The sequence below is a fragment of the Aquirufa sp. OSTEICH-129A genome (assembly GCF_054558355.1).
In genome coordinates this window covers 106,368-130,285 of sequence record NZ_JBPXKC010000003.1, presented here as the reverse complement: position 1 = coordinate 130,285, position 23,918 = coordinate 106,368, and the positions used below count along the sequence as shown (strand labels likewise).

Annotated in this window: 17 protein-coding genes; 11 read left to right on the top strand and 6 right to left on the bottom strand. The window is 38.8% G+C overall.

Features of this window, described 5'->3' with window-relative positions:
* The first annotated feature begins 21 nt into the window (after positions 1-21).
* The 3 genes from SKC36_RS07085 (at position 22) to SKC36_RS07075 (ending at position 6,242) form a co-directional block, all read left to right on the top strand.
* Positions 22-1,452, top strand: a complete 1,431-nt coding sequence (locus SKC36_RS07085; protein WP_459453522.1) for a SusD/RagB family nutrient-binding outer membrane lipoprotein — start codon at positions 22-24, stop codon at positions 1,450-1,452.
* Positions 1,453-1,628: 176 nt separating this feature from the next.
* Positions 1,629-4,778 (top strand): SusC/RagA family TonB-linked outer membrane protein, encoded by a 3,150-nt coding sequence (locus SKC36_RS07080; RefSeq protein WP_459465389.1) that lies wholly within the window; start codon positions 1,629-1,631, stop codon positions 4,776-4,778.
* A gap of 18 nt (positions 4,779-4,796) precedes the next feature.
* The gene (locus SKC36_RS07075; protein ID WP_459465387.1) at positions 4,797-6,242 is read left to right on the top strand and encodes a RagB/SusD family nutrient uptake outer membrane protein; all 1,446 of its coding nucleotides are present in this window, start codon (positions 4,797-4,799) and stop codon (positions 6,240-6,242) included.
* 351 nt (positions 6,243-6,593) lie between these two features.
* Here the strand turns inward: SKC36_RS07075 and SKC36_RS07070 are convergent, their stop codons facing one another.
* On the bottom strand, positions 6,594-8,627 hold the full coding sequence (locus SKC36_RS07070; RefSeq protein ID WP_459465385.1) for a M13 family metallopeptidase: 2,034 nt from the start codon (positions 8,625-8,627) through the stop codon (positions 6,594-6,596).
* Positions 8,628-8,697: 70 nt separating this feature from the next.
* On the opposite strand from SKC36_RS07070, the gene SKC36_RS07065 reads away from it, so the two are divergent.
* Positions 8,698-10,737: a S9 family peptidase gene (locus tag SKC36_RS07065; protein WP_459465383.1), complete on the top strand. Its 2,040-nt coding sequence runs from the start codon at positions 8,698-8,700 to the stop codon at positions 10,735-10,737.
* Between the two features lie 58 nt (positions 10,738-10,795).
* On the opposite strand, the gene SKC36_RS07060 is transcribed toward SKC36_RS07065, so the two are convergent.
* A complete protein-coding gene (locus SKC36_RS07060; RefSeq protein ID WP_459465381.1) occupies positions 10,796-11,878 on the bottom strand; it encodes a Gfo/Idh/MocA family oxidoreductase in 1,083 nt (360 codons plus the stop codon).
* Between the two features lie 175 nt (positions 11,879-12,053).
* On the opposite strand from SKC36_RS07060, the gene SKC36_RS07055 reads away from it, so the two are divergent.
* On the top strand, positions 12,054-12,944 hold the full coding sequence (locus SKC36_RS07055; protein ID WP_459465379.1) for a sugar phosphate isomerase/epimerase family protein: 891 nt from the start codon (positions 12,054-12,056) through the stop codon (positions 12,942-12,944).
* A 139-nt stretch (positions 12,945-13,083) separates the two neighbouring features.
* Here SKC36_RS07055 and SKC36_RS07050 read toward each other — a convergent pair whose 3' ends face one another.
* Positions 13,084-14,034 carry a carbohydrate kinase family protein gene (locus SKC36_RS07050; RefSeq protein WP_459465377.1) on the bottom strand — a complete coding sequence of 317 codons (951 nt, stop codon included), beginning with the start codon at positions 14,032-14,034 and terminating at the stop codon, positions 13,084-13,086.
* Positions 14,035-14,202: 168 nt separating this feature from the next.
* Complete coding sequence (locus SKC36_RS07045) at positions 14,203-14,919, bottom strand: SDR family oxidoreductase (RefSeq protein WP_459453532.1); 717 nt, start codon at positions 14,917-14,919, stop codon at positions 14,203-14,205.
* A gap of 164 nt (positions 14,920-15,083) precedes the next feature.
* Between SKC36_RS07045 and SKC36_RS07040 the strand changes: the two genes are divergently transcribed.
* The 4 genes from SKC36_RS07040 to SKC36_RS07025 all read left to right on the top strand — a co-directional run bounded on the left by SKC36_RS07040 (position 15,084) and on the right by SKC36_RS07025 (position 17,893).
* Positions 15,084-15,818, top strand: coding sequence for a dioxygenase family protein (locus SKC36_RS07040; protein ID WP_459465375.1), 735 nt, complete (start codon positions 15,084-15,086; stop codon positions 15,816-15,818).
* Positions 15,819-15,926: 108 nt separating this feature from the next.
* On the top strand, positions 15,927-16,355 hold the full coding sequence (locus SKC36_RS07035) for a CBS domain-containing protein (RefSeq protein ID WP_459465373.1): 429 nt from the start codon (positions 15,927-15,929) through the stop codon (positions 16,353-16,355).
* A gap of 11 nt (positions 16,356-16,366) precedes the next feature.
* Positions 16,367-17,224, top strand: a complete 858-nt coding sequence (locus SKC36_RS07030; protein WP_459465371.1) for a diacylglycerol/lipid kinase family protein — start codon at positions 16,367-16,369, stop codon at positions 17,222-17,224.
* Between the two features lie 66 nt (positions 17,225-17,290).
* Complete coding sequence (locus SKC36_RS07025; protein ID WP_459453537.1) at positions 17,291-17,893, top strand: low molecular weight phosphatase family protein; 603 nt, start codon at positions 17,291-17,293, stop codon at positions 17,891-17,893.
* Here SKC36_RS07025 and SKC36_RS07020 read toward each other — a convergent pair.
* A complete protein-coding gene (locus tag SKC36_RS07020; protein WP_459453538.1) occupies positions 17,886-18,308 on the bottom strand; it encodes a YybH family protein in 423 nt (140 codons plus the stop codon). The two genes, SKC36_RS07025 and SKC36_RS07020, sit on opposite strands and share 8 nt — an antisense overlap.
* Before the next feature lie 173 nt (positions 18,309-18,481).
* On the opposite strand from SKC36_RS07020, the gene SKC36_RS07015 reads away from it, so the two are divergent.
* Positions 18,482-21,334: a PQQ-dependent sugar dehydrogenase gene (locus SKC36_RS07015; RefSeq protein ID WP_459465369.1), complete on the top strand. Its 2,853-nt coding sequence runs from the start codon at positions 18,482-18,484 to the stop codon at positions 21,332-21,334.
* Positions 21,335-21,459: 125 nt separating this feature from the next.
* Complete coding sequence (locus SKC36_RS07010; RefSeq protein WP_459453540.1) at positions 21,460-22,806, top strand: glycoside hydrolase family 88/105 protein; 1,347 nt, start codon at positions 21,460-21,462, stop codon at positions 22,804-22,806.
* Between the two features lie 52 nt (positions 22,807-22,858).
* Here the strand turns inward: SKC36_RS07010 and SKC36_RS07005 are convergent, their stop codons facing one another.
* On the bottom strand, positions 22,859-23,824 hold the full coding sequence (locus tag SKC36_RS07005; protein WP_459465367.1) for a phytanoyl-CoA dioxygenase family protein: 966 nt from the start codon (positions 23,822-23,824) through the stop codon (positions 22,859-22,861).
* Positions 23,825-23,918 lie beyond the last annotated feature (94 nt).

Sequence of the window (23,918 nt, the reverse complement as noted above, 5' to 3'; positions counted from 1 at the left end):
TTATCCTAAAATTTGATAAAGATGAAAAAAATATTTTTAGTTTTTGTACCACTTTTGCTCCTTGCATCGGCTTGTACAGAAGATATTTCTCAATTAAATATTGAGACTAAAAGGCCAGCTGCAGTACCTGCACCTACCTTGTTCTCGAACGCAGTTAAGACCATCTCTGGTTCTTTAGCTTCTCCTAGTGTGAATACTAACGTATTCCGTTTTACCGTGAGTCATTGGGCTATGTCAACATATCAAGATGAGGCTCAATATGATTTTGCAACACGTAACATTCCTCAAGGATGGTGGACTACCATGTACCGTGACGTTATCGCGGATTTACGTGAGTCAGCAAAATTGATCAGTGCAGACGCTGCTTTAACTCCAGGTGAGAAAGCGAATAAATTAGCGATTATTGATATCATGGAGGTTTATACCTACAGTATTTTGGTTAATACTTTTGGTAATATTCCTTACTCTGAGTCTTTAAATGCTGCTATTTTATTTCCAAAATACGATGATGCTAAAACCATTTCTACGGATTTAATCAATCGTTTGAATGCAGACATCTCTAAAATCAATACATCGGCTGCTGGTTTTGCATCGGCTGAGGACTTGATTTACAAAGGTTCAGTTTCAAAATGGTTGAAGTTTGCTAATACCCTTCGTATGAAGATTGGTATGATTCAAGCAGATGTAGATGCTAATTTGGCTAAATCTGCGGTGGAAGCTTCTGATGCAGGTGCTATCTCAGCAGCAGCTGACAATGGTTTATTTACCTACATGGCTGCTTCTCCTAACCAAAACCCATTATATGTGGATATCGTTTTGGGAGGTCGTTCAGACTATATCGCTGGTAAAGATTTGATGGATAAATTATTAGGATGGAATGATCCACGTACAAGTGCTTACTTTACTCCAAACAATGCTGGTGTTTATGCTGGTGGAATTGTGGGAAAAGGTAATACTTACGTAGATTTCTCTCGTGCTGGTACCAAAATCATTGATGCTTCTGCTCCATGTGTATTGGCTGATTATGTTGAAACTGAATTCTTACGTGCTGAAGCAAAAGAAAGAGGATTTAATGTAGCTGGTACTGCAGAATCACACTACAACAATGCGATTCGTGCTTCGATCATCTATTGGGGTGGTTCTGCTGCTGATGCTGATGCTTATTTAGCTCAGCCTTCTGTAGCTTATGCTACTGCTGCTGGTGATTGGAAACAAAAAATCGGTACTCAAAAGTGGATTGCTTTGTATAATAGACCATATGATGGATGGGTTGAATTGCGTCGTTTAGACCAACCTAAGATTTCTGCTCCAGTTGGTGCTAAGTCTGGTTTCCCAACTCGTTTAACTTATGCTGCTAATGAGCAAACATTGAACGGAACTAATTATACAGCTGCTGCTTCTGCCATTGGTGGTGACGTAGTTACAACTAAATTGTATTGGGATAAATTCTAGTATAATTTAGATTTTTTCAATAAAAAAAGAGGGCTTTGAAAAAAGCCCTCTTTTTTTTGTTATAAAATTCCTAAAACATTTTTCTTTATAAACGTGTTTAACTAATTTATGAGCGGATTTTTATGCTTTTGAGCGGAAAGTCTTTAACTTATTACTCATTTATCAAACTAAAAAAAATGAAAAAACTACTACTCGTTGGGGTATTAGTGATGACTGTATTCAGTTCACTAATGGCTCAAAACAAACAAGTTACGGGGAAGGTAACCTCATCAGATGATGGGAGTGGATTACCCGGAGTAAGTGTGAGTGCGAAAGGCTCCACTCGTGGAACCACCACCGCTGCCGATGGTTCCTACAGCATTCAAGTGGCAGACGGAGCTTCTCTCGTTTTTAGTTTTGTTGGTTACACTAGCCAAACTATCGCCATCGGAAATCGTTCAGTTGTTGATGTTGCCTTAGCTTCTGACACCAAGCAATTAAGCGAGGTTGTTGTAGTGGGTTATGGTACCAAGAAAAGAACTGAGTTTACTGGTTCTGCTTCTACCATTAAAGCAGCTACCATCGCAGAAAGACCCGTTCAAAGTTTTTCACAAGGATTAACGGGACAGGCTGCTGGTGTGAATATCACACAGCCTAACGGTTTATTAAATAACCCTCCTGTAATTCGTGTACGTGGTCTTAGCTCATTGTCTCTAAGCTCATTCCCATTAGTTGTTATTGACGGTATACCTATCAGTACTGACAACGTTTCGGCTAACTCCACTACGAATAACCCATTGGCGGATATTAACCCATCTGATATTGAGTCCATTGACGTGTTAAAAGATGCGGCATCTGCAGCTATATATGGTTCACGTGCTGGTGCTGGAGTTTTATTGATTACGACTAAGCGTGGTAAATCAGGAAAAGCAAAAGTATCAATTGATTCTTGGGCAGGTGTAAGTGAAGCTGTTCGTTTACCTGACGTTTTAAACGCTCAGCAATATATGGATCATAAGAACATGGCTATCGCCAATGCGTTATTATTGAATCCAAATGCAGTTACTTCCACTCAACGTAACTCAGAAAATAAATCATTTTTACCAAATTACAATCCAGACGGCAGTTTGATTGATACAGATTGGTATAAGGAAGTATATCAAAGAGGTTTTTCTCAAAATCACAATATGACTATTACTGGAGGAAATGATAAGACTACTTATTATTTCTCTGGTGGATACTCAGATCAAGAAGGATTCTTGAGAAGCAACAGTTTCCAACGTCGTTCTGGTCGTTTCAATATGGATCACCAAGCAACAAAATGGTTGAAGTTAACTACTAATTTCAACTACTCGAATACGTATAACAAGGCACCAATGTCAGGTTCAAATGCTGGAGGAGCCTTCAATACATCGGGTTTGGGTCGTATTGCTGTGGCTCAAGTGCCTAACTTACCAGCTTATTTACCAGATGGTTCATATAACTTAGAAAACAATACGGTTGGTCGTTTAAACAATTTATTACCTGCCCAGTTTCCTAATGCAGCTGTGGTTCGTGATTTAGATAAAATTTCATCTGAAAATACGCGTTTAATCGCCAATTTAGGTGCAGAGATTCGTTTGTTAGAAGGTTTAACGGCTAAGACAAACTATTCTTGGGATCGTAGAAATACAGAGAATATCCGTTTCTTTAACCCATACAATGGTGATGGTTGGTCTACTTCGGGAGATGCCTACAACAACACGGCTCGTTCAGACAACTGGAACTGGATCAATACTTTACAATACAACGTTACTTTAGCAGAAAAGCATAATATCTCAGCCATTGTAGGTTCAGACGTTCAAAAAACCCGTGTCCTAAACTGGGGTGCGCAACGTCAAACATTAGCTGATTTCTTCTTTACTGATTTCCAAGGAAACTTTGGTACTAACTTGGCAGCAGGTAATGGAATTTCTCAAGTATCTTATGAGGCATACTTCGCTAACGTGAGTTATAACTTCAAAGGAAAGTATTTCTTAAGCGGTAACCTTCGTCGTGATGGAAACTCAGCTTTATCTGCTGAGAACCGTTGGGGAGATTTTGGTGGTGTGTCTTTAGGTTGGACTGTTTCTGAGGAAGAGTTCTTCAAAAATATGGACTTAGGAAACACTATTTCTTCTTTCCGTTTAAAGGCAAGTTATGGTAAAGTAGGTAACGGTAATGTTCCGAATGCCTATGGTTCTTATTCTACCTTTGGATCAGGTTTATACGGATCTATTCCAACCTTATCATTTAACCAAGCAGGTAATAAGGATTTGAAATGGGAGACATCAGCTCAAACCAACGTAGGTTTGGATGTTAGTTTCTTAAACGATCGTATTACATTAGAAGCGAACTACTATTATAAGGATATCAACAATTTGATCTTGAACGTGCCTCAAGCACCTTCTAAAGGTATTCCAGGTAACTCGATCTTAGCTAACGTTGGTTCGATGTATAATAAAGGTTTTGAATTTGCTCTAACGGCAACGCCTATCAATACAGGTAAATTCAGCTGGAATACCAACATAAATTTTGCTACCAACGAAAACATGGTAACATCATTGGTAGATGCTAACACACCTATTTTGACGAATACTTCCGGTCTAGAGGCTACTTCTATTACCAAAGTAGGTTACTCAGCAGCTCAAATTTATGGTGTTAAAACGGATGGTGTTAATCCAGCAAATGGTCGCCGTATTTATATTAAGAGAGATGGAACTAAGGTACAATACCAGCATTTAGGAGGTGCATTGGCTTGGACTACCTTAGATGGTAAGGCTACAACTTCTCCATCCTCTGAGCAACAAATCTTAGGAAATACACTTCCTACTTTCTATGGTGGTTTTAATAATACCTTTAAGTATGGAGGTTTCGACTTAGCTTTGAACTTTACATTCTCAGGAGGAAACTACATTTACAATGGTTCTCAAGCGGGTCTACGTGACCAACGTGTATGGAATAACTCAGTTGATGTGTTGAAATCTTGGAAAAAAGAAGGAGATATTACTGAGATTCCACGCGCTGTTTACGGAGATAACGTATCGAATGGATCTTCATTCTTGATTGATGCTAACATCCAAAAAGGAGATTTCTTACGTTTACAAACAGCTACTTTAGGTTATAAAATCCCAGCTGATTTAAGTCGTTTAGGAATTACTAGCTTACGTCTATACGCTCAGGCTACGAACTTATTCCTATTAACACCATACAAAGGTGTTGACCCAGAAATCTCATCCAATGGAGATTCTAACCTAGCTTCTGGTATTGAAAGAAACTCAATCCCTCAAGCTAGAGCGTTCACATTTGGTATTAACATCGGTTTATAATTTTAAAGGATAGATAAAATGAAATTATTCACAAATAAAATTGGATATCTGACCATCGCTTTGGCTTTGACAGTTTCCTCTTGCAGTAAGGATTTTCTTAGTGCAGTTCCTGAATTAGACTTGTCTGATGCGACAGTCTTTAATTCCCCAGCTCGCGTGCTTTCTCAAGTAAATGGTTTATATGGATCAGCTAAAAGTGGTAGCTTATTCGGTGGTCGTTACTTGATCTATAATGATATTCGTGCGGAAGAATTTGTTAACCGTACGACTAACTCCGTAACAGGTTATTCCACGTATCAAGGTAACCAAGATCCATCAGATACTTATTTAGCTGGTTTTTGGATTCAAGGTTACTTGACTATCAACCGTGCTAATTTGTTTTTGGAAGGTCTTGCGGCGAATCCAAATGCAGTATCTTCTACACTGGCGGCTAATTACCGTGGTGAAGCGAAGTTCATTCGTGCTTTGACTTACTTCTCTTTGGTACAATTCTTCGCGAAGCCTTATATCTTAGATAAGGGTGCTTCTTCGGGCTTGCCTTTGCGTCTGAAAGGACAGACTTCCTCTGCGGATAATAATTTAGCTAGAAGTACTGTTGCTCAAGTATATGACCAAATCTTGAAAGATTTGAATGAGGCTGAGACGGAGCTACCTGATAGCTATGCATCGGCTTTATTGAACACAACTCGTGCACATAAAAACACGGCTATTGCTTTGAAAACTCGTGTTTTGTTAGCTAAAGGAGATTATGCAGGTGTAATTACTGAAGCAAATAAAATTGTTTCACCAACAGCTCCATATAGATCTAATACTCGTGTAGCGCATACTTTGCAAGCAGACGTATCTGCTGTGTTCAAAGCACCATACACTACTACTGAGTCGATTTTCTCATTCCCAATGGATGCGACAAACCCTCCGGGTACCCAAAACCAATTGGGCTTCTATTTTAATGCAGGAAACGTGGAGTATTATTTAAATCAAGGTCCAACAGGTATCTATAGTAATCCTCAATTTACTGCTACGGATGATCGTAAGACTAAGTTGACAGTGCCTACTACTACCATTGCGAAGTTTCCTTCGTCAACTAAGTTTAGTGGCGTGTCTCCATTCATCGATTTTGTGCCAAACATCCGTTATGCTGAGGTATTATTGAACCTTGCGGAAGCTGAAGCAGAAGGTGGAAACATCAATCGTGCGATTGATATCTTGAATGCTGTACACAAGCGTTCTGATCCTACTTATGTATTCACTGGATTAGATTCTAAAGCTAATGTGGTAAGGGCAATCTTGACAGAACGTCGTATCGAATTCCTTGCAGAAGGTTTCCGTACTAATGATGTTTTGCGTAGAGGTGACTCAATAAATTCATTCGGTGCTGGAGCGATCATCCCTCCAACGGATCCACGTTATATTTATGGAATTCCATTGATTGAAACTCAAACCAACCCTGGTATTGGTAAGTAATTCATGTGATTTCTACATAAAAGGGCTTGTCATCGACAAGCCCTTTTTTTATACCTCTCCTAAGGTAGTATAATCTTTTAATGAAGTGATTTTTTTTGATATTAAATAGGTCAATAGATGTTTCTGTAATTTTGATGATAATAATTACACCCTTTAAGGTTTTAATAACCTATTGGTTAAATTAATTTAAATGATTTGATAAGAAGTTATTTGAAGATGTTTCTAGGATTTAATTTATACCAAAGATTCAGAATATATTTATTTAAAAGGCCGAGCCTTTTCCCTGTAGGTATAAAAAAACGCCCCCGATTATTCGGAGGCGTTTGGATTTTAATTTATAAATCAGTCGAATTACCAGATCTTGATTCGATCTTCTGGTTTTTTATACAATTTATCTCCAGGTTTAATGTTAAATGCATTATACCAAGCATCCATATTCACTGGTGCACCAATTGTTCTGTATTGGTTGGGAGAGTGTGGATCAGTTATAATCAGTTGTGCAGCTGTTTCGGGTAGGGTAGTTCCACGCCAAACTTGCGCCCAGGATAAAAAGAATCGCTGATCTGGTGTAAATCCATCAATTTTCTTCTTCGATTGTCCTTGCTCCGTCATTTTGAAGGCTTCATAAGCCATATTTAGCCCACCTAAATCACCAATATTTTCACCCATGGTCAATTTGCCATTGACATGTATGGTATCTAAAATGGTATAGGCATCAAATTGAGCGCCTAAAAGAGCCGTTTTTGCTTTGAACTTATTCAAATCCTCGTCTGTCCACCAATTTCGTAAAGTTCCGTCTTTATCATATTTACTTCCTGAATCATCAAAACCGTGCGACATTTCATGGCCTATAACCGCACCAATACCTCCATAATTTACTGCGTCGTCTGCATTCGGGTCAAAGAATGGGAATTGTAATATACCTGCTGGGAAAACAATCTCATTCATCACCGGACTATAATACGCATTTACAGTAGGAGGGGTCATGCCCCAACGGCTACGATCAACTTTTTTTCCAACTTGACTAACATTTTCTTTAAAGCCCCAAGCGCTGGCATTTCTAAGATTTTGAAAATACTGATCTCCAGAAATTTCTAAACCTTCATAATTTTTCCATTTGTCAGGATAACCAATTTTAGGGGTGAAAGCATGTAATTTATCCAATGCTTTCTGTTTAGTTACATCACTCATCCAATCCAACTTTTGAATTCGGATTTCAAATGCCTTTCTTAGATTCTCAATCAAAACCTTCATACGCTCTTTAGCTTCAGGCTTGAAATATTTTTTAACATACAATTGTCCGAGTAATTCACCAACGGTGCCATCCGTAAGGCTTGACATACGCTGCCAACGGGGTGTTTGTACCTTTTGGCCAGTCAATAATTGACTGAAACTAAAACTTGCTTTTACGAAAGGACTACTCAAATTGGGGGCAGAACCTTTTAAAATAGACCATTGTAAATAAACTTTCCATTGATTAATGGGAGTTTCTTTAACTAGTCGGTTGACCTCTTCAAAAAACTTTGGAGCCGAAACTAGAATAGAGTCTTGTTTAGGAACATTCATTTGAGCAAATAAATCTGTCCAATCGATTTCATTTGTCTTTTGCTGAAATTCATTCCAAGCAAACTTGTTATAGGTTTTATATGGGTCACGCATTTCCACTCTTGACATTTGTGCGTTGGCCAATTGCTTCTCTAAACCAAAAACTATCTCAGCGTTTGCTTTAGCTTGTTCAGACGGATTCCCTACTAATTCAAATAAAGTTTTGATGTAGTTTTTATACACCTCTTTAACTTTAGCACTACGAACATCAGATTTCAGGTAAAAATCACGATCTGGAAGGGTAGTCCCACCTTGGGCCAGTTGAGGTACCATTTTTTCCACATTTTTTCGATCTTGTCCTATTCCAAAACCAAATAATGGAGAACCAATACCTGAAACTCTAAATTGAGCAAGGGCATCTAGCACTTCTTTTTTTGTTGAAATGGCACTTACCTTATCTAAATCCGCTTTAATGGGTGTATAGCCTAATTTTTCTATAATCAGGCTGTCCATGGCCGCCGTATAAAAGTCAGCTACTCGTCTTTCTATACTGCCCAGTGGAAAGCTCTTTTGATTTGACTTTAGGTCCTCTAGTATGGATTTAACAGCATTGATATTAAAATCCCTTAGCTCATTAAAGCTTCCCCACCTAGTTTCTTTAGCAGGGATTGGGTTATTCTTAACCCAAGTACCATTGGCATACTCAGCAAAATCATCACCAGGTTTAACCTTGGTATTCATGTTAGCTTTGTCAATGAATTTGGCTGGGCTTTGAGCTAACAAATGTGCTGAACTCAGCATCATTCCTGATAAAACAATGTATCGGTAAATTGTCTTCATAAGTTGTTTAGTTTGTTTTTAGTTTGTTGATTTTTTTATAAATTCAAGATAAACTCATATAACTTCATCGATGAACAAATTGTTATCATTCTCTTTCATCCTAATTCTTTCAATAGGCTCTACATTGGCTCAACAGCCTATTTTGAAAACCATGAGTCATGAAGCCATGACCTCGCTCAAGCGGGTAGGGGCTCCCAAAATAAGTCCAGATGGTCAATGGGTCATTTATTCCCAACAGGCAGTTTCTTATGAGGCAGAATCCAATACCAGTGACTTGTGGATTGCCTCAACAGATGGAACGCAAGCTCCTAGAAAAATCACCCAAACAAAGGCCGGTGAAGACAATTACTTTTGGCATCCCACGGAGAAGAAAATTTTCTTTACCGCTAAACGTGAAGGAGATGAATCTGCTCAATTATATAGTTTAGATTTTGCGGGCGGAGATGCCCAAAGAGTAAGCAATTTCTCTTTAGGGATTGGAAGTCCACAAATAAGCTCGGATGGAAGTAAAATTTTGTTTTCTTCTCGGTTTTTTCCTGGAGTTTTTAGTGATTCTTTGAATAAAAAACAGTCAGAGGAAAAAAAGAAATTGAAATACAAAGCCAGGGTTTATACTTCTTTCCCCATTCGTTATTGGGATAGCTGGCTAGATGAAAAACAAACCCATGTCTTTTTGTTGGATTTGAAAACCAAAGAGGTTCGTAATTTATTTAGCGAGCTAAGTTTGGTTCAATCCCCAGGATTTCAATTAGGGGCATTTAAATGGTCTCCTGATAACCAATCGGTAGTTTTTATTGCCAGCACCGATTATAATACCACTGCGTATCAATTTTCAACATCTAAGATTTATCAGCTTAATATACAGGGTGGAAAGGAGTCCTTATTAGTAAAGGATTCATGGGATTATTCAAATATCTACTTTTCAAAGGATGGGAAATATGCTTTAGCCACCGGAAGTGTGCATCAGGATAAGATATATCAACTAGACCATTTATTTCGATTCAATTGGCCTGATATGTCAAATAAAACGGAGTTGTTAAGTTCCCTAGATCGTCCCATTAATCAACTAGAAGTATCCACAAAACATTTGATTGCGAGCATTGAGGATCAGGGCGTAGATCGCTTGATTCGAGTGAATTTACAAGATGGGACTTTTCAGCCTGTTTTGGGCGGTCAAAAAGGTTCATTCAATCAGGTTTCCTTATCCCAACAGGAAAATGTTTTTGCATATGCTTACGAGAGTATGGCAAATCCTTCCGAGGTTTTTGTACATCATGTTGATAAAGAAATAGCCATCTCAAAAGCCAATCAAGCATTCCTTAAAAATTATGATCTGAAAGATGCCGAAGTTTTTTGGACAACAAGTCGAGGAAAGAAAATCAGAAGCTTTTTATTAAAACCAGCCTCCTTTGATCCGAATAAAAAGTATCCTCTTTTCGTATTAATGCACGGTGGCCCAGCCATTTCATTTAAAGATACGTATGGGTATCGATGGAATCCATATATCCTGGCAGGTACCGAGTATGTCATTGTCATGACCGATTATACCGGCTCGGTGGGCTATGGCGAAAAATTTACGCAGGATATCCAGTTTGATCCCTTCAAAGGACCTGGCCAAGAGATATTGGATGCAGCAAATGATGCTATCAAGCGATTTTCATTTATAGATGGAAGTAGACAAGCCGCCGGAGGAGCAAGTTATGGTGGCCATTTAGCTAATTGGATGCAGGCTACAACTAGTCATTTTAAATGTTTGATTGCACATGCTGGTTTAGTCAATTCTGAAGCGCAATGGGGAACATCTGATGTCATTTGGGGAAGGGAATTGATGAATGGAGGAGCACCTTGGGTACCTACTAAAACTTGGAAGGAACAGAATCCCATGCGATTTGCGGCTAATTTTAAAACGCCTATCCTCTTGACAGTCGGGGAAAATGATTTCCGGGTGCCGATTAATAATACACTTGAAAACTGGAGTATATTGCAGCGACAAAAAGTGCCTAGTAAATTGATTGTTTTTCCAGAAGAAAACCACTGGATTTTAAAGGCTGAAAACTCTCGGTTTCATTATCAAGAAATACGAAATTGGTTAGCTACTTATTTGAAATAAAAACAAAAAGCCCAAGCCATTAATTCAGCTTGGGCTTTTGTTTTGTATATGGAATTCATTAATCAAGCTCAATCATTTTGCCTGTTTTTACTGAATCATCGCAAGCAAATGCAATTTTCAAACTGTTTACGGCATCTGCCACATGGTCTGTTAAGTCCCAGTTATGGGTGATGGCATCGTAGAAATACGCTTGCTCTCGATCACATAGACCTTGGTGATCAGGTTCATCCAATAGATTAATCCATTCGTCTTCTTGGGTAAATTCATTTTGAGCATTGATGTCAGCCTTGTGTACCCGCAGTGATTCTGTTTTGGTATGCGATTCTACCGAATCTGATTTTCCTTCTCCTCCCGCCTCCTTAGCCACGATGGAAACAGAACCTTGGGGTCCAAACACATCTTTGACGAAATAGGCCGTTTGGGAAATCATGGGTCCCCAGCCTGCTTCATACCAACCTACTGAACCATCTTCAAAATGAATTTGCAGCTGGCCATAATTGTAATTACCCGCTGGAATATCGTTGGTTAATCTAGCACCAATAGCCGCTACGCGAACTGGTTTTGAACGAGTCATTTGGCACATCACATCTATATAATGAACCCCACAATCCACAATTGGGCTTAAACTCTTCATCAAATTACGATGGACATCCCACATGTATCCATGACTTTGTTGGTTTAGGTTCATGCGCATAACCAAAGGTTTTCCTAAACCTTTGGCTATATCAATGAATTTAATCCAAGATGGATGATGACGAAGGATATAACCAACCACCAGCTTTTTACCCGTTTGGCGAACTACTTCGGCAACCCTTTCGGCCCCAGCTAATGAATCCGCAATAGGTTTTTCTAAAAAAACATGGCAGCCAGACTCTAAAGCAGCAATGGAATAAGCCTCGTGTGTATCTGGATAGGTAGAAATACAAACAGCATCCGGTTTAGTGATAGCTAAGGCTTCCAAATAGTCGGAGTACAAATCGTATGCACCGCCTAATTCTTGATTTAATTTTTCTTTGCTGGCTCCCGTAGAAACTAATCCACAAATCTCAAAACCCTCATGCGTATGAAAAGACATGGCATGAGAGGCTCCCATATTTCCACAGCCTACTACTAAAACGCGTAATTTATTTTTTGAACTCATTGCTCTTCCATTTTTTGATAAGTGAAATTAAAAAGAAAGGGGGATAAATAGAAAAGGCCTGTATGCTTTTGTGATTTTCTTACATTTTATTAAAGCGATAACTTGAATTCTGGTCGAACATATTTTATTGTATCAAAATAATACATTAAACTTGTAGCATTAAAACCCGAAAATCATGAAAAGAAGACAGTTTATTCAGCAATCAAGCACCCTGTTTGCCTCATCTTTATTTTTATCAAAATCAGGAGCCTTGGATAAGATGCTGACATCCAAGCCTCTAGGCCTTCAATTGTTCACTTTATTCAATGTGATTGATCAAGATGTTCCTGGGAATTTGAAGAAAGTAGCTGATTTAGGAATAAAGGAATTGGAATCTGCCTTTAGTTTTAAGCCTATGTTTTATGGTTATACGGGGAAAGAATTTCGTTCATTGACCAATAATTTAGGATTGAATTGGGTTTCACACCATGTTTTGGGAGCACCCTTCAAACCTCGTCCAGGTTTTGATTCAAGTAAAATGCCGAAATTACTTACCTTGAAAACAGATGCAAGTCAAATTGTTGACAATGCAGCTGAGGCAGGATTGAGCTATTTAGTATGTGCCAATATACCGATAGAGTCTAAATCTGAAGTTTCGGAATCGGTGGATATATTAGGTAAATCAGCGGAATTAGCCAAGAAAGCGGGCTTAACATTCTGTTATCACAACCACGATGCGGAGTTCAAAGTGATTGATGGCCAAAGGGCTTTTGATGTATTTTCTAGTCAAATCTCAGCAGATTTATTAAAATTTGAATTGGATTTGGGTTGGGCTACCAAAGCTGGAGAGAATATCATTGAATTATTCAAAAAACAGCCAGGTCGTTTCCCTCTTTGTCACATTAAAGACTTTGATACGGATTATAAAAACATTGTTCCGGTAGGACAAGGAATTGTGAACTATGAACCTATCTTTAAAGCTGCTTCCATAGGCGGACTTAAACACTATTTCTTGGAGCATGATATGCCAAAAGATGCATTTGAGAGCATTCGTTTGGGTAAAAGTGCTTTGGATAAAATTTTATAAATACCTAAATATCCCCTAAGAATCCGCCATGATATAAAACTGGTGCGCTTGAAAAATAAACTGCCTTTTTCTAATGAAATGTATTTCTTGGACCAATGGCAGTTTTTTTATTTCTAAGGTAATCTACTGGCACCAGCAATTAATCAAAGATATTGGAATTCAAATGTCGGAATGCTTCCATGGCCCCCATATATTCACACGTTCTTGCCCCAGCTTTGTTAGCATTTAATATAATTTTGGTCCAATCTGCCTGACTTAATTGGCCTAGGTTTTTTACTCCTCCTTCATTTAATTGGAATAATACAGCCCCTACAAAGGCATCTCCTGCACCGGTTGTATCTGTGGGTTTAATGGGAATACTGGGAACAATAAAAGTTTCACCGGCTAAGCCTAACAGGGTGCCTTCCTTACCCAATGTAATGGCAAAAACACCCCTGCACCATTGAAGCAACTGCTGGGTAGCTTTTTCTAAGGAATCTGTCTTGGTAATTAGCATGGCTTCTTCATCGCTTAACTTAATAAAGTCGGCCTTTTGAAGGAAAAACAAGGATTGCTCAATAAAACTTTCTTGTTTATCAGAAAATAATAGGTGTCGGTAATTGGGATCAAAACTGATAATTTTCCCTAGTGCCTTGGCCTCTTGAAGTAAATGATAATAGGAGGCTTTCAAGTTTCCATCCAAAAAAGCGGTAGCTGAACCAAAATGAATGATATCTTGCTTATTTAAATCAATCAATTTTATTTCTTCTACCGTCAATTGTGCGTCTGCCCCACGGTTAAAAACAAAGTCCCGCTCTCCATCCAACATAAGCGATACAAAAGCAAATGTGGTAAAATATTGATGGTCTAAATGCACATGCTGGGTATTTACGCCAAAGCTGTCCATGACATCTTGCAATTGCTTTCCAAAGGGATCATTGCCTACTTTGGCACTTAAATAGACTTCTCCACCAAGTGCCGCAATGGCCGCCGCTACATTCGTGGGAGCACCTCCAGGTTTTTTAAGAAAATTTTCTCCAGCCGCTAAAGTGGATCCTTTATCGGTACAAATCATATCAATCAAGGCTTCGCCAATACAGAGTACACTCATAGGGAAATCAGGTTAAGGACTTTCAAAACGAAAAACAATGGATAAGTTTCACTCAATAACAATGACTATGATCGATTGAATAATCTTCCAATGCCAGAACTTGGAAATTGTATCTGTCAAAATCGTCCCAAAGCTTCACTTTTTTTATCGAATGTTAGGTATGCTTATTTAATATTCTTGTGACAAAGGGTGGATCATTAACTCATCGATAACCACGTTCGCAGGCTGATTCATTATAAAATAAATACTGTCTGCCATGTTTTCGCATGTTAACCAAGCTTGATGGCTAGCATCTCCCTGAGGCTCTGGGTGAAACATGGTATCAACCAATCCGGAGTATACGGTGGACACTTTGATTCCGTCTTTTCTCACCTCTTTTCTCAATGCTTCCGTAAAAGCGTGCTGAGCATATTTAGAGGAGCAATAAAGAGATCCACCATCAAACACACGCTTAGCAACGTCCGATGCAATGGAAATGATATGACCTTTTTTGGCAGTTTTCATGCTTGATAATACCGCCTTAGAAAATAGAAATGTTCCTTTTACATTGGTATTGTAAATTTGGTCCCAGTTTTCTACTGTATAACTTTCAGTAGGGCCGAAAACCCCAGAACCGGCATTGTTAATTAGGAAATCAATGCCTTGAAACGTATGCGCTGTTTTTTCTACCGCATAATTTACAAAGCTTTCGTCGGCCACATCGCCCACAAAATATAAAGGCCGGTGACCAATCTCAGCAATGCTTTCTGCAAGATCTTTTAGTTCTCCTTTGCTTCGAGCAATAAGACTTAATTGGAAATTATGTTCTGCCAATAAGAGTGCTAAGGCTTTCCCTATTCCTTTGGAGGCACCCGTGATAATGGCAACAGGAGGTTTTTGTGACATGTTTCTATTTTTTTTCTAAGATAAGGATTTGAAATGATATGCAAATCGCCAAGATTCTTGATTTCGACTTTTTGTTTTGGGCTTATACCGATTGTTGAAATTTATTTGTGAATGTTTTCTTTATTTCAACGAATAGTTACCCGCCACCTTAAATGGATAAGACATTGAAAAGAAAAGATTTTATATGGAAAGCTGGGGCCTCTGTTTTGATGGGACCTGCAGCTATGATAGCTTGTAAATCAGAAGAAACGCTAAGTCCTGCTAGTTCTTCAAATTCTACAAGTAGTTCCAGCTCAAGTTCATCTACCAGTGCATGTAAAGTAGGAGATACTGAAACTGATGGTCCATTTCCCTTGTATAATAAAAGAGACGCTAGTATAACCCATGCGGATATTACGGAAGGGAAAACAGGAATTCCTTTGAATATGACAATTGCCATTAAAAATGTCAACGCTAATTGCGCATTACTTCCTAATGCCAGAGTAGACATTTGGCATTGTGATAAGGATGGATATTATTCTGGATATATAAATTCGGGATATCTCGGAACACAAGATAATACAGCTAAAACATTTTGTAGGGGTATAGCCACCACGGATGCTAATGGAATTGCTAAATTCACAACGATCTACCCAGGTTGGTACCAAGGGCGAGTTACCCATATTCATGCTCAAATTTATGTGAATAATGTGTTAAAACTAACCACGCAAATTGCCTTTCCTGAAGAGATTAATACAGCCGTATATGCTACAGATTTATACAAATTACATGGGCAAAATTCCACTAAAAACACAACGGATTCAATCATAAAGGATTCTTTGTCAAATGAATTGGCCAGTGTAAGTGCCAATTCATCGGGCGGATATGATCTGAATCATACCATTTTTATAGCTGTATAATTTAGCAAATGTAAAAATGAGAGGCTACGGCCTCTTTTTTATGTTCAAAGCTTTTTGTTTGTAATATTTTTGTTTTAACTTGAATTATTCCAACACAAAATTAAAGCTATGAAAAAGGTCAATGACATTTTATCGCAAAGAAAAAGGGACACGATTTCCGTAGGTCCTGATACGCATGTAATTGAAGCATTGAAAATAATGCAAGACCAAAACATTGGTTCCGTAGTTGTGATGGATGGAAACCAGTATTTGGGCATAATGACTGAAAGGGATTATGCACGTAAGGTAATTCTGTTGGGTAAAAGCTCCATTGACGCATCTGTCAAGGAGATTATGTCGACCGATTTACCTCATATTAACCGGGAAACCACCTTGGAAATGTGTATGATTATCGTTTCCGAAAAAAATATTCGTTACCTACCCGTATTGGAAGGCGGACATTTTATTGGAATCATTTCGGTGAATGATTTGATCACAGCCACAATTCAAGACCATTTGGATACGATTGAGCATCTAAAAAATTATATTCAGATGTAAAACTTGGATGTGTGGAGATAAAGCAAGTCGCCTTTTTGATTAATCCTTTTTGTTCCCCAAAAACAAAAGCTTATGCACATTGGGTAGAGGATCAAGTTAATCTGAAAGCTCAAAATTCGCTTACATTAACTTTGTTTTTCCAAGATTGGCCTGCTCAATTAGCTGGTTTTGATCAAGTATGGGTGCTTGGGGGCGATGGTACCTATAACTATTTCGCGAATGCCTATTCGGATTGTCAAATTCCCATAGCTTTTTTTAAAGGAGGTACAGGCAATGATTTTTACTGGAAGTTATATGGCGATATTTCCAAAGAGCAGCATTTAGAGGTCATTTTAGGTGCACATATTCAATCCGTGGATGCGGGTACCTGCAATGAACAATTATTTCTAAATGGTGTGGGGATGGGCTTGGAAGGGGAAGTGCTGGAATCGATGAATACCATTCGGGCAATAGGCGGTTTGATAGGTTATTTTTTAGCTGCTATACCCCAGTTGTTTCTTTTTAAATCATTTCATGTTCGGATGAATTTAGATCATGAATGGATAGAGAAACAAGTATTTTTATGCATGGTTTTTAATTCCTCCCGAGCGGGTGGAGGCTTTCATTTTGTACCCAATGCCTCGATCTGGGATAATCAACTGGATGTCTTACTTTGTGAGCCCTTATCCATTTTTAAACGAATTTGGTATCTGCCAAAGATCCAAAAAGGAAAACACGAGGGTATTTCATTTTTACGCTTTGAGAAAGCTAAACAAATTTCCATTTTCGCTGATCGTAAATTAAAAGCCCAAATCGATGGGGAATTAATCATATCAGATCAGTTTGAGTTTCGGATCTTGGCAAATCATTTTCAAGTTATTGTTCCTTGATTTTTATCCCAGATTGCTGAACTCCTTGCTAAATCGTAATATTGCGATGTGATTTATTTTTTACCCATGTTTACAGCCTTAGAAACAACCATTCAAGCAATCCGACAAAGACCTATATCGCAGGAGAGGAAAGAGCAGATTGCTGTTTTAGTGGCATATTTGAGAGATTGCCTAGATCAAGGTAAGCCATTGCGATTAAATTTCATTTGTACCCATAATTCCAGGAGGAGTCAATTTTCACAGATATGGGCTCAAACGGCTGCTGATTATTTTGGTATTCCCTTACAAGCCTATTCTGGCGGCGTGGAGGAAACGGCATTCAATGAACGAGCAGTGGCTTCATTGCAACGATTTGGATTCCAGGTACATCAACAAGGACAAGTGAATCCCGTTTATTTTGTTTTTCATTCAGAGGATAGCCAGCCCATGATGGCATTTTCCAAAATCTTTGACAATCCCATCAATCCCCATCAGCAATTTGCGGCGGTGATGACCTGCTCGCATGCGGATGAAAATTGCCCTTTTATCCCAGGGGCTACAGCTCGCATTCCATTGAGGTATGAAGACCCGAAGCATTATGATGATAGCCCAGACGAAGCTTATCAATACGACGAGCGTTCTGCGCAAATAGCATCTGAATTGTTTTATGCTTTGGAATGTATTAGCTAGTGTGGTCCCTAAAAATGACCCACTTACCCTTTACTTTTTTAAGAAGTAGGGTAAAATGACCACCCACATCACCCAATTTCGGCCTTGATAAATGCCATTTTCCAATTACCCAAGCGGTTTTCGAGGCAGTCACATCCACTTCTAAAATATCAAAGGTTAGTTGGCCCATGGCTTCTTGATTGGGATAGCTTTTATGATATCGAGCTAAGGTGGCATCCCAGCCCTGAGTAATGCCATTTTTCCCAATGAATTTTAAATCTTCTGAGTGATTATAATAGGCCATAAAGCCCGGAATATCTCCTTGGTTCCAAAGTTTATTTTGTGTAGCTAAAACTTCACGGATAGCTTGTTCATCCGTTTTGGATTGAGCAAAACTGCTAAATGAAAGTAAAAGTAGAATAAGTATTCGGCCCATTAGCTTGATTGTTTTTTTTTTGAAAATTAGGAATTTTTAGGAGAATTATGCTTGATTTCTTAGGCTATTTCGGCCTTTGTCTACAAATAGTGCGGGTTGGTAGCAAAAGCACCCTTCCATTTTTTTCATTCGACTTATTGTATCATTTTTGTAAAATGAACAACCTTACATATATGAAACACTTTACTACTGTCAAGTTAGTCCGCCTTTTAATGCTCTCTTGCGTTTCTCTTTGGTCAATCCAAGGAAATGCTCAGGCTCCAGATGAAAACCGATTTGTTAAGTCTGTCTTAACGGAAAAATTAGATGAACCCATGGAAATGGTTTTTTTACCTGATGGTCGAATCTTGTTTGTGGAAAGAAAAGGAGATGTAAAACAATTTAATCCTAGTACCAAGGAAACTAAGGTAATTGGTCATATTATCGTCAATACCAAATACAAGAATCGTGTGGGCGTGGTACGTGAAGCGGAAGAAGGATTAATGGGCATTGCAGTTGATCCAAATTTTAAGGTAAATCATTGGTTGTATTTATACTATGCTCATCCAACTGAAAGCAAGCACATTTTAGCACGTGTGGAATTAAAGGGTGAGGAATTATTGATAGACCAACAAAAAGTAATTTTAGAGGTACCTACCCAGCGTGAAGAGTGCTGCCACACAGGTGGAGGTATGGCTTTTGATAAATCAGGAAATTTATTCTTGACAGTGGGTAATAATACAAGTAATAGTAATTCAGATGGTTATGCACCAATCGATGAGCGTCCAGGTCAAGCCTATTGGGATGATCAGCGTGGAGCGGCTAATACCAATAACTTATTGGGTAAAATTTTACGAATTCACCCAGAAAAAGATGGGACATATACGATTCCAAAAGGAAATTTATTTCCAGTAGGAACGCCTAAGACTCGCCCAGAAATTTATACCATGGGACATCGTAACCCTTGGAGAGTTAGTGTAGATTCAAAAACAGGATATATTTATTGGGGTGAAGTTGGTCCAGATGCTTCAGTGGATTCTGAAAAAGGGCCACGTGGTTATGATGAATTTAACCAAGCTAAAGGCCCAGGATTTTTTGGTTGGCCTTATTTTATTGGGGATAATAAAGCCTATGCTGACTATAATTTCGAAAATTCTACAGTAGGGCCTCGTTTTAATCCAGCTAAGCCTTTGAACGAATCTCCTAATAACGATGGTTTAAAGGAATTACCTGCAGCACAGAAAGCCTTTATTTGGTATCCATATGGTACATCTGAGGAATTTCCTTTAGTAGGTGCTTCTGGTAGAAGTGCTACCGGTGGTCCAGTTTATCATCGTTCAGATTTTCCTACTACGGCAAAACGCGCATTTCCTTCATATTATGAAGGCAAATGGTTAATTGTTGAGTTCATGCGTGGCTGGATTATGTCAGTTACTTTAGATGAAAATGGAAACTACAAGTCCATGGAGCGTTTCTTGCCAAACCAAAGTTTTGGTAGTGCCATTGATATGAAATTTAGTCCAGATGGCGATTTATATGTATTAGAATATGGTTCTGCTTGGTTCAGAGGAAATGATAATGCTCGATTGGTGAAGATTGAATACCAAGGTGGAAATAGAAAACCATCAGTAGAGGTTAGTGCTGGTAAATTAAGCGGTGCATTACCTTTCAAAACGAAGTTATCTGCTGAAGGTACCAAAGATTATGATGGAGACAAGCTTACTTATACTTGGACAGTTAAAAAACAAGGTAAGTTAGTTAAGACTCTAGCTGGAGAATCACCAGAATTAGCTTTAAATCAGGCTGGTAAGTATCAAGTGACATTAAAAGCAACGGATCCCAAAGGCTTGAGCAATACGGCTTCTTTAGAAGTTCAAGTGGGAAATGAGTCTCCTAATATAGATATCGTTGTTCCGAATGGTAACAAATCATTCTATTTCCCTGGGAAAAAATTAGCTTATCAAGTTCAAGTTGAAGATAAAGAAGATGGTGTTTTAGGCAAAGGCATTGCTCCTGAATCAGTGGCCGCAACGATAGACTATATTGCTTCGGGCTATGATCCTATTGAGATGTCTCAAAGTCACCGTAAGGCAGATAGTGATTTATTTGCTTCTGCAGGTTTGAAATTAATTAACCAAAGTGACTGTAAGTCATGCCACCTTCCTAACGTTCGTTCAGTAGGACCTAGCTACCAAGAAGTGGCAGCTAAATACAAAGGACAAAACGTGGTTGAGCAATTATCTGCTAAAGTGATTTCTGGAGGAATGGGGGTTTGGGGAGAACATGCCATGAGCGCTCACCCACAGATTTCTAAAGCAGATGCTAAATCAATGGTTAATTACATCCTTAGTTTAGGAGACAAGAAGGCAGATAATAATATTCCTTTGGCTGGTGAAATTGATGCGGTAGTTCCAAAGGAGCAGGTGGGTACTAAAGGAGTATTTGTTGTACGTGCTACTTACGTAGATAAGGGAAATAATAAAATTGCTCCGGCTCAATCAGAGAAATGGTTATTATTACGTCATCCTGCATTAGATCCTGAAAAGGCAGATTTACGTTTTGGTATTCAGCAATTAATCACTCCAGCCCGTGCTACCAACATGGTTGGGCAAAATCCTTACATTGCTTACAAGCAATTGGATTTGACGGGTATTAAATCCATGGATATAAGTGCATCTGCTCAAGCACGTACCAATGCATCTGGTGGTGTGATTGAAATTCGTTTAGATTCTCCAACGGGTACTTTAATTGGAAAAACTACTCCAATTGCTGTCTCACAAGCCACTGGATTTGGACCTCCTCCTGCAGCTGCCAATCCACAGCAAAAAGGTGCTCCATTAGGTACTCCAACTACAGCCCCTGCACCAGTAGCGGGTGCTCCTGCTGGACAAGGTGGTGGACAAAGAAGAATGGGAGGCCCTGCTCCAATCAAAGTAGATATCCAACCAGTCTCTGGAACACACGATGTCTATTTTGTGGCAGTAAATCCTCAAACAGCTCCACAACAAATTGTGGTTCAGATCTCTGGAATAGAAGTGAAGCAATAAGTTCACAATAAATACCACTTAAAGGAGTTTTCTATACGTTAACAGCGCAAGAAAACTCCTTTTTTATGAGTTTATGCGTAGATTTGTCGGCACTTTGTCTTTATTCTTTGTGTAATTATCCGATTATGAAAAAATACATCTTGACTTGGGGAGTGATCATTTTTTGCATCTTTCCTAGCTTAGCTCAAAAAAACATTACAGCAGCCTCGGATGCAAACGCCCCCTTGCATGCTCTTCAACCGGATTACCCTACACCATATATTATTCCTAATGAAGCTCAAATCAAAGCAACCGTAGATAAGGTTTATACCTATTTAGAAAAGGCTACACCTGCTAACTTAATACACAAAGCATCCGGTGAGGCTTGGAATCCATACCAGATTTATTCTGATCAATTAACTTTTGCCAAAGGGGACTTTAGGCCTGTTTCGTATGAATTCGGAGTGACTTACAGTGGTATGCTAGCTTTGGAAAAGGTAAGTGGAGATGCTAAGTTCAAGGAATACGTATTTAAGCGTTTGAGATTTATTTTAGAAACATTACCCAAGGCTTATCAATATACACAGCAAAATCCTGCCAAATCACATGTTTTGAGTGGCTTAATTAATCCCAAAGCTTTGGATGATATTGGAGCCATGTCCATGGCATTTCTGAAAGCTAAACGTGCTGGTTTTGACGGTGATGACTCCTTAATTACGCAAAAAGCATTGAATTTTATTTTGAAGGAAGAACATCGTTTGCCTGATAAAACCTTAGCTCGTATGCGCCCATTACCTAATACCATTTGGTTGGATGATTTGTATATGGCGATACCGGCTTTACTTCAATTTGGAAAAGATTCCGTCAATGTAAAATGCTTTAACGAAGCTGTTTTTCAGTTTGAATCGTATCAAAAAAGAATGTTCAATCCTAACTTAGGTATGTTTATGCATGGCTATTTAGAAGGAGCAGAGGAGCACCCTGAATTTCACTGGGCTAGGGCCAATGGTTGGGCTTTATTAACAAACGCTGAATTGTTGGAACACTTACCGGCCAATCATCCGGCTCGTCCAGCTTTATTAATTCAATTGAAAAAGCATTTGAAGGGCCTATTAGCTCATCAAGATGGGACTGGTTTTTGGCATCAATTATTAGATCGTCCTGATTCATATTTAGAAACTTCAGCAACAGCTATTTATACCTATGTCATAGCAAAAGGAATCAACCAGGGTTGGTTAGATCCAAGAACCTATGGCCCAGCTGCTATTTTAGGATGGCAGGCCGTTAGTTCAAAAGTGAATGCTCAAGGTCAAGTAGATGGTACTTGTGTTGGTACTGGACTGGCTTGGGATCCTGCCTTTTATTTCAATCGTCCTATATCTCCTTTTGCAGCGCATGGATATGGCCCTTTATTGTTAGCCGGAGCAGCCATGTGGGAAATGATGAAAAATCATCCTTTTGAAATCAAAGATTCAGCGATTCATTTGCGGTAGATCTGATGCATGCATGACAATCTGATGCTTGCCTGAAAATCTGATGCATGCATCAGATATACCCCAGCAGTTTTTTTCCTAGGTCGCTTAACTCTGCCACAGCTTGTGTTTTTTCTTTTTCTCTCGGATCGCCAGGAAAGGCATAACCTTCTGGAGCAATTTTATTTTTCCAAGAGTTGATCCTCCAATCTACTAACATGTGATTACTAGGTTCGGCGGGCATCATAGAAATGTATTGTGCTACTCGAACTTTATCTTGGGTTAAATTAGGTCTAATACCATGTGCCAACAAACTGTTGAAAATAAGTAAATCCCCTGATTCCATTTTCACTTTGGTCATTTGAAAGCCAGAAGTATCTGGTTTAAAACGGTCTCTATTTTCAGGTTGGCTTAATTTCCAAGTATCATAGGTGCGGTATAGTTCAGGAATACATTGAAAACCTCCCATGTCTTCATCGGTTTGGTCTACTAAAGCTAAGACCCCTTGTACGTTAACTGGTTTAGTTTCTGGATCATAATCCCAATGAATGAAACCTTTAAATGGTTTATCTGGCTGAACTGGAAAATTGAGATTGCATCGATCTATGGTAACCCACAAATCTTCCGTTCCCCAAACGTCCACAAATGCATCATAAACACGTTGGCTTTGTCGATTGGCCCACAATAAGGGATGATTATACATTTCCACCATCCCGGATCCAATCAATTCCTTCATTTGCATGTCTGCCCTTGGTGGAGTATACCAGGTACTTTTATCATTTGGGTCTTTTTCCTCAAACTCCCAAATAGCCTGGGCTGTCTGTGCTGCTTGTTCTTTTGAAATGGCATTTTTGACTACGATATATCCTTCTCTTTTCCAGAAATCAAATTCTTCTTGGCTTAAAGCGCGCAAGGGCTTACCTGATTTTCCATCATTCAATTGACTAATGCTGCTTTTGGCTAGGGAAGGATTTCCAGGAATGTCCAAATGGGCATTCATAGTGGCCATGGATTGGGTGCTTTGGGAATTTGTTTTCATGCTTTGGTTTGCTTTTGTTGTGGCAAGTTAGTTAGATGAATTTCCTGATTTTTAAATGGAATTAACCAATTTTATAACAATATTGATATTTATT